The following is a 7,366-nucleotide window of genomic DNA, read 5'->3' as shown; positions in this document are numbered from 1 at the left end:
GGTCACCGTTGCACCGCGTAAAGCAACCGATCCGCTTCCCCGTGCCGATATCGTTGTGGTGACATGGACGAATGCCGAGTGGTCGGCACTCGATCACGTTTTCGTCAACAGCGACTCCGCGCGCGGCAGCGGCGCTGGCTCGTGGGATGCGGACTGGCTCCCGTACTCACACAATACGGCGTCGTATAGCTCGGACAGTCGTAGCGACCCGCTGTGGGGTACGTTCCGGGTTGTGACAGTGCCTGGTGTGACGCAAGACTGGACGGTTATTTTGTACCGGTCGAACGCGCACCTTCAATACTCGCCCTATATTGCTGGCCTTCGGGCAGAAGTGAACGCGATTATCTCCGACGCGCAACCCAAGTATCTCTACTCCATAGGCACCGCGGGCGGCGGGAACCTTCAACAGATGCTGGGGGACGCTGTATTGACAAACGGTGCTCAATTGCTTCCGGGGGCACCGCCAAACAATCAGGATCCGGAGAACGGGGCAACCTTTACGTGCAGCAACTGGTTTCCATCGTCTACGTTATTTGCCAGTGCGCAGCAACTGATGTTCCCTCTCGCCAGCGTCGCCACCCAGCAGGACCTGGAGACCGTGTTTAGTCAGTTTTCGAGAAAGAACAAGGTGGGCAACATTACACTGACCGACCTGATTAATGGGCCGCTGAATCCCGCAAATCTTGGATCTCCATCGATCCATAGCATGCAGGGCACCCCGTTGAACACGTCATGCAACTTCGCGATGGCGCCGGGTGAAGGAAGTACTGCATTTTCGGCGTACGAGGAAGACGATGCTGTTCTCGGCGAGGTGGCGCTCTCGGGCGGAGTCAACTTCGCGTTTATGCGCAACGTGTCCGATCCCGTCGTTCCGGACAAAGCAGGAGATGGGACAGCTATCTCAACTAAACTGCGCCAACAGTGGGCGTCGGCCCTCTATGAACGATATGGGCTTTTCACGGCGTCGAACGGGGCGCTGGCGACATGGGCTGTCATCGGGGCCAGTTGAGCAGCGCTCAAAGTGGACTGACATGGGCTTGGTTCACTAGGAGCAGATAGCAGACTCAACATTCACGAGGCGAAAAGCCACTTTTCGCGCTTGGAACCTGCTGTACGGCCTGCGGCACATGCTCCGGCCGTCTGTTATCCATCGCCGCCCCCATCGTCGTAGTTGTAACGGACCTTCCCTGGACCTTCCTGGCAAGGCAATCGGGCGTTCTTTACCGAACTTTTACCGAAACGGTCTACGGTCGCGAGACCTTCGTCGGCATCCTTGGCGCATCCAGTCATCTGCTCCGCCAAAGGAAACAGCATGTCCGACCTATCCCCGCGCCGCTCTCTCACTTTCGTCCCCACCGTTCGTGAATCGCGTATTGGGCTCGCAGCTGGCATCCTGCGTCGGTTCGTCAACACCAAAGTCCAGACAATAGTCACGGTTGCGGATAGTGCTGGCACGGTTGTCTGTGCGATGCAGGGCGCGTCGATCGCGGCCCGCCACGGACTCGATCTGTTCGGCGTGCTCTTCATCTCTATCGTCGTATCTATTGGCGGCGGCGTGATACGCGATGTGCTGCTCGGCGTACGTCCCGCCGCGATCAACAACTGGCGCAGCCCGGCAATCGCAATCGTCACGGGCCTGCTCACCTTCATCTTCCATCCCCAAGCGAGCTATATAGCCTCGATGGCCGTGACGACGCTGGACGCAGCGGTGCTCGCCATGTTCGCCATCGTCGGTGTTCATACCGCAACGCGTCACGGGGCTGGCCCCGTCATGGCCGCCATCCTGGGCACCGTCACGGCGGTCGGCGGTGGCGTCGTACGGGATCTGTTGCTCGTGCGCGTCCCCGTTATCCTCACGGCCGACATCTACGCTGTCGCAGCGTTCTTCGCAGGCCTCGTGTTTGTCGCAAGCCGCCGCTGCGGTCTTCCGCCGGCGCTCGCTTCTGTCGTCGGGGGTGCCGCGTGTTTTGCCCTGCGCATGGCCGCTGTGGCGGGCGGCTGGCAACTACCGAAGATTCCCTTAGTCTGACGGACCGCTACCCGCGCATTCGGCGGGCCGTCACTTCCCGGGGGGTGTTCCTTGACATCGGGCAGCGCGGCGCGTTAACTGCCTTACGGCGTCGGTATCCGCTGCGCTCCCTGCTTTTAATTTTCGCTTTTAAGACACGTGTCATTGACTCTTAGCCCACGTCCTCGATAAAACTATCCTCACCGTTTTTTAAAAAGGATGCCGAATCGATGCGACGTACTTTCGCAAAGGAAGGAGATAAGACAACAAGCGGCGCTACCGTAATAGAAGGTTTCGAGAACGATTTCCATCATGGCGTTCCGCTAACCTTTGTCGGCGCCAACCTGTTCTGGCCATCTTGTAGATCCTTGGGCGTAATTCTCGGAATCGGACCGCACTTCCCAGACGATTGGATGGGCAAAGAATAGGCACTTGAGGGCGACTTAGGCGCATGCAAATGCAACCCCACGCCGCATTTGATCGCATCGCAGAACGACACTTATGAAGAGTACACAGTCCATGAACTGGCAGAGATGGGCTGTGGACCTAACGGCGAACTGTTGCTTTATCACCATGACGAGCAGATAACGTTACGAACGAAGCGCATGCTTTGCTACTCGCCACGCAACGGGCAAACAAGGTAAAGGCGCTGACCGATCTTTTCGACATGAGCAAGACGGCATCGGACGTGAAGAGCTACGTAAACACCCCATTGATGGCCGAGGGGAATGGGAAGGATGCGACAGCTGTGCTTATCGATTTAAATCCAGGTTGCCCGAACGACTGCTGCAACGGCGTCACTTCTGCCAATCGTCCGGCTGACGCACCAATACAACCATGAAACCAAAACTCCTTGCATTGCTGTTTTTCACGGCAACAGCGGCTCCGCCTTGGTTTTCGGCAACAGCGCGCGCGTGTACGATCGGTGAGGGGATGGAGACTCATGTGCCATTCGGCGCGACCGATATTTCGAACGCGGATCGGCTTGTCATCGCAAATATGTACATCGAAGCGAAAAAGTGGCCTGACGTGCAAATTCGCGCAGAAGTGATCGCGGGTGCGTACAAAGGCGAACGGAACTTGGAACGCTTGAAGGAATTGCGTGGCGAGAACGTCAAGGCTTACTTACTGATGCTTGGCATCAAGAATGTAAACATTTTGATCGACAAAAAGACGTTCACGGATGAGATGACGGGAAGAGCGCCCGATGGCTCGCTTACTGTCGAGCAAATCGTGGTTGGGCTAACCCCGTTATGTGAGGGCAGTTGCGCGCGGCTTTGCAACGATCCGCGCGTGACGCCTCATACCAAATTGATTCAGTGAAGTGACGCAAGTACGTCACCGCACGAGGAATCAACTTCGTGCGGTAGCAAACGGAAGCGCGTCAATGCAGTTGCTGACGCGCTTCGGTCGGCCCATAACGCCACTGCGATGTTTGGGGGTTAAACGTTGCGTAGTCGGTTCGCTCGTGGGCCGCTTCGCCGATAGGCGCAACCTTGACCAGTCGCAAAGTCTTCTCAGCTATTTCCTTGAGTTGCGCAGCGCCCGCGGCTGTCGCGCCTAACGCGTTCACCGTCGCTATTGTGCTTGCGTGATCTGGCTCGCCCATCAAATCCCACCGCTCTTTCATTGTTTCAAATAAGGGCTCGCCAAATCGGAAAATCACTGGCGTCGCTGGTTCGGCCAGTGGACCAAAGCTTTCTTGGTAGTGAGGCAGCGAAAGACACCCCGACGGACCGCGGACGAGCTCACCACGCGCGTTCGCGCTGAAGCCAAAGACTAGGTTAGTCCACGCCTTTCCAAGCCGTTCAACCGTGTATTTAAACCCGATAACTTCAAGGGGATGACGAACCCATTCTCGGCCAATGGTGAGCGACTGGAGCCGATAAATTTCAGCATCGAGCGCAGAAACGAAAAGAGCAATTCCCGGTTCGCCGGGATGGCCGCCAATCCATAACGAGTCAACGGACTCACCAGGCTTATGCGGTTGAAGCAATGCAGTGAGTCCGAACGGCGCGATATAGCGTGTTTGCAACTGGTCTTTGGGAATGAGTGCGGCAGGGAACATCGATATGCCTCCGAGGGTTAGAGTCATATCAGGAGAAAACGCCAAAAAAGCACAGTCGATCGGACGTTTCTTAATTCGCAGGATGACGCAGTCTCGCCGAGGTCGTGCGATGAATACAATTTTCAGGACCAACGTGGGACGCGCCGTGAGCCTGCTCGTGAGCGGACTTTGTCTTGCCGCCTGCGGCGGCTCTTCCAGCGTGAACAGCCACAGCCTGCCGGTTCCCGAAGCAATTGCGCAGGTGATGAACAAGCCCGCCTATCGAGGCTCGACCTGGTCGCTGCGCGTCGTCGATCTTGCATCGGGCCAGATCATCTATGACCTGAACGCCGGCTTGCCGTTGCTGATTGGTTCGGTCCGCAAACTGTTTTCGGTGGGCTCGGCCTTGAACGAACTGGGCGCGCAGTATGCGCTTACGACACCGGTCTACGCACAGGGGACGGTTAACGCGAGCGGGACGCTGAACGGCAATCTGGTGCTGGTGGCAAGCGGCGATCTCCTCATGGGCGGCCGTACCAGCCCCGACGGTACGGTGGCATTCACCAACCTTGACCATAACGAGGCGAACTCTCTTGGCAATGCGATCCTGAGCGCGCCCGATCCTCTGGCGGGCTACGACGCCCTTGCCGCCCAGGTCGCGGCGGAGGGCATCAAGCAGGTCGCGGGCGATGTCGTCATCGACGACCGGCTGTTCCAGCCGTTCGACTTTCGCGGCGAGTTCGACGTACGGCCGATTTTCGTCAACGACGACGTGGTCGACGTGATCATCGGCCAGGGGAGCGCGGGCGCGCTGGCGCCGGTCGACTGGCGTCCGAAGTCGTCGGCGTTTTCCGTGCAGTCGTTGTTAGGGACCGGGCCGGCCGGCTCGGCGCTCGCCGTGGAACTGGATCCGGAACTGCCTGCTTGCATCGGCTCGGCGGGCTGCGTGGGCACCGTGTCAGGCAACCTGCCAGCAGATCTGGCGCCGCCGCTGACCGGACAGTTTCCCCTCATCAGGACGTTTCGCGTCACCGAGCCGTCGAACTACGCGCGCACCGTATTCATCGAGGCGCTGGAACGGGCGGGCGTGACGGTCACGGCGCCGGCCATCGAGCCCAATCCGGTCCAGCTGCTACCCGCGACGCCAACCTACGTGTCATCGGTGCGGGTCGCGCAACTTGTTTCGCAGCCCTACGCACAATACGCGAAGTTCATCCTCAAGGTCAGCTATAACATCGGCGCCGACACAAGTCTCGTGCTGTTCGGGCTCGCCTACAACGGTGCGAACTCGATGAGCAGCGCGCTTGCCGCGGAGCAGATCGAACTGCCGGCGCAGTTCGGCGTCCCCGCGGACCAACTGCATTTTGTCGACGGCAGCGGCGGGGGTGACACGACCGCAACCGGCACGTCGGTGATCGACATGCTGCAGGGCATGACGCGCAAGCCGGTATATGCAGCGTTTGTCGACGCGTTGCCCACCCTGGCGACCGACGGTTCACTCGCGATGGTGACCGATTTCGAAAGCGACCCGAGGCTCGCCGGCGCGAAGGGGCAGGTCCACGCGAAGACCGGGACGTACGTGACGGCGGCGACCGCTCCCGCCGAGGGGCTGGTACTCAGGGGGCAGGCGCTCGCGGGCTATATCGACGCAAAGAGTGGGCGGCGGCTCGCGTTCGAGCTGGTCGTCAACAACGTGCCGGTCGGCTCGATCAACGATGTCGTGAGCGTGTTTCAGGACGAGGGAACGATCTCGGCGATCGTGTGGAAGCTCCAGTAGCCGCGGTTTCCGGCGGCTCCGAAGGCGGAAAGCCCCATTCGCGCGAGAAGCGCAAACGGGGCGGGAGACAACGCTCGCCGGACCGCGCGTTTAATGCGTGAAATCCACGATCGAGAGGTCGAGCGGCAGGGCGGATACGTGCTGCGGCGAGCCGTCGAGCGGTTGCAGCGCGAGCGGCTGGCCGTCGGCAATCGCCTGATCGAATGCCTCGGTGGACACGCCGCGCTGCGATGAGACGAACTGGCCGATGAGGTAGGGCACGCCGTTGGATACCAGCGGATTCGGACCGTCGCTTACCTGGAAGTGCAGATGCGGCTCCGACGAGTTGCCCGAGCTACCCACGTGGCCGAGCACGTCGCCCTGGCGCACGCGCTGGCCCGGTGCGACCTTCACCGAGTTCGGCGCGAGGTGCGCATAGAGCGCGTAGTGAGCGTTGCCGAGATCGAGGATGACGTGATTCCCGTCAGCCTGGTCGATGCCGATGTTCGCAGGCAGCGCGCCGGGCGGGCTGTCCGGCATGCCGTCGACCGCGGCGATCACGGTGGCGTCCGCGACTGCGTAGACGGGCTGGCCGTAGATCGCGTAGTTCTGCGGTACCTTCGGATCGCCGGTGTGAATGCGGCCTTGCGCGTCGAGTAGCTCCCAGTCGATGGCGAAGCGCTGTCCGTTATACAAATGACCGTTAAGCGGCAGGGTGGCGCGCACGTGGCGGATCGAGTCACAACAGCCGTCGCCGGCGACGTAACGGCCGCCCTTGAGCGGTGGCGCGAGCACCAGATTCGTCGGCGGATTCACCGCGGTCGGCGCGACGGTTTCGGTGACGGTCTGGCCGTTCAGCGTGAGCGTGAGTTCGTGCGTGAGCGTCGCCGGGATGGCGGACGGGTCGTCGAAGCTCAGGTGCAGGTAGACGAGGCCGGTTTGCGACGGCCCGAGTTCGGCTGAGGCCGAGCTCCGCGACGACGCGACCGCCAGACGTTGCGCGATCTGGCCCGCGTCGAGCGAAGCGACAGGAGCCCTACTGCGGGCGTCGAGGACGTTGAGCCGCTGCAGTGAGGCGGTGGCGCCCGTGAAGTTGAGGAGCGTCAGTTCGTACACCACATGAAATCGGTTGTCGGAGCCTTTGACTGGAGTCGGCACATTGTCGACGCGGGCGACGAGCGGCGTCGCGCGCACTTCGGCTGAATCGGACAGCGGCTCGGAGCCGCTCAGGGCGCTTCCGCCACAGCCCTGCATGAGCAGGACGGCCGACACGATGCTCGCAAGTAACAGCTTCATAATTTCTCCTTTACCTATGATCGGGCACGTTCACCGAACGCCCCGTTGTCGCAGATCCGCCGTTACGCGACGGGCACCCGTGCAGAATGCCGGCATGGCGGATTGAGCGGAACCGGGGAGCGGTATAGACTCGGTCAAAGTTTTGGCCATGACCTCTGCGGAGCGCCACCATGTCGACGGAGTCGCGGGCCGCGCCCCTGACGCGCCCGCTCGTTTTCGCGCCGTTTCGTTTCGATACCGCGACCGAACAGCTCTGGCT

The 7,366-nt window shown here is 60.6% G+C and carries 5 protein-coding genes and 1 pseudogene; 4 read left to right on the top strand and 2 right to left on the bottom strand.

The features are described from left to right. From WCA53_RS02935 to WCA53_RS02925, 3 genes and pseudogenes are all read left to right on the top strand, one after another. A pseudogene (locus WCA53_RS02935) lies at nucleotides 1-1,009 on the top strand (GTPase); the annotation flags it as partial. Between the two features lie 303 nt (nucleotides 1,010-1,312). After that, nucleotides 1,313-2,029 (top strand): trimeric intracellular cation channel family protein, encoded by a 717-nt coding sequence (locus WCA53_RS02930; RefSeq protein WP_423905281.1) that lies wholly within the window; start codon nucleotides 1,313-1,315, stop codon nucleotides 2,027-2,029. A gap of 978 nt (nucleotides 2,030-3,007) precedes the next feature. After that, a complete protein-coding gene (locus WCA53_RS02925; protein ID WP_423905279.1) occupies nucleotides 3,008-3,331 on the top strand; it encodes a hypothetical protein in 324 nt (107 codons plus the stop codon). 61 nt (nucleotides 3,332-3,392) lie between these two features. Here WCA53_RS02925 and WCA53_RS02920 read toward each other — a convergent pair whose 3' ends face one another. Next, entirely contained in the window at nucleotides 3,393-4,076 is a 684-nt protein-coding gene (locus WCA53_RS02920) for a hypothetical protein (protein WP_423905278.1), read from the bottom strand. A gap of 109 nt (nucleotides 4,077-4,185) precedes the next feature. Between WCA53_RS02920 and WCA53_RS02915 the strand changes: the two genes are divergently transcribed. Further along, nucleotides 4,186-5,832 (top strand): D-alanyl-D-alanine carboxypeptidase/D-alanyl-D-alanine-endopeptidase, encoded by a 1,647-nt coding sequence (locus WCA53_RS02915; protein ID WP_423905276.1) that lies wholly within the window; start codon nucleotides 4,186-4,188, stop codon nucleotides 5,830-5,832. A 90-nt stretch (nucleotides 5,833-5,922) separates the two neighbouring features. Here the strand turns inward: WCA53_RS02915 and WCA53_RS02910 are convergent, their stop codons facing one another. After that, nucleotides 5,923-7,107, bottom strand: a complete 1,185-nt coding sequence (locus WCA53_RS02910) for a M23 family metallopeptidase (protein ID WP_423905274.1) — start codon at nucleotides 7,105-7,107, stop codon at nucleotides 5,923-5,925. Nucleotides 7,108-7,366: the final 259 nt, after the last annotated feature.

Origin of the sequence: Caballeronia sp. (assembly GCF_049581465.1) — a bacterium.
Lineage (GTDB): Bacteria > Pseudomonadota > Gammaproteobacteria > Burkholderiales > Burkholderiaceae > Caballeronia.
This window is presented reverse-complemented; position numbering and strand designations above follow the sequence as displayed.

Bases quoted from the DNA above. Each gene is read 5' to 3' on its own strand.
- WCA53_RS02930 (WP_423905281.1), top strand. From the start codon at position 1,313: ATGTCCGACCTATCCCCGCGCCGCTCTCTCACTTTCGTCCCCACCGTT.
- WCA53_RS02925 (WP_423905279.1), top strand. From the start codon at position 3,008: ATGTACATCGAAGCGAAAAAGTGGCCTGACGTGCAAATTCGCGCAGAA.
- WCA53_RS02920 (WP_423905278.1), bottom strand. From the start codon at position 4,076: ATGTTCCCTGCCGCACTCATTCCCAAAGACCAGTTGCAAACACGCTAT.
- WCA53_RS02915 (WP_423905276.1), top strand. From the start codon at position 4,186: ATGAATACAATTTTCAGGACCAACGTGGGACGCGCCGTGAGCCTGCTC.
- WCA53_RS02910 (WP_423905274.1), bottom strand. From the start codon at position 7,107: ATGAAGCTGTTACTTGCGAGCATCGTGTCGGCCGTCCTGCTCATGCAG.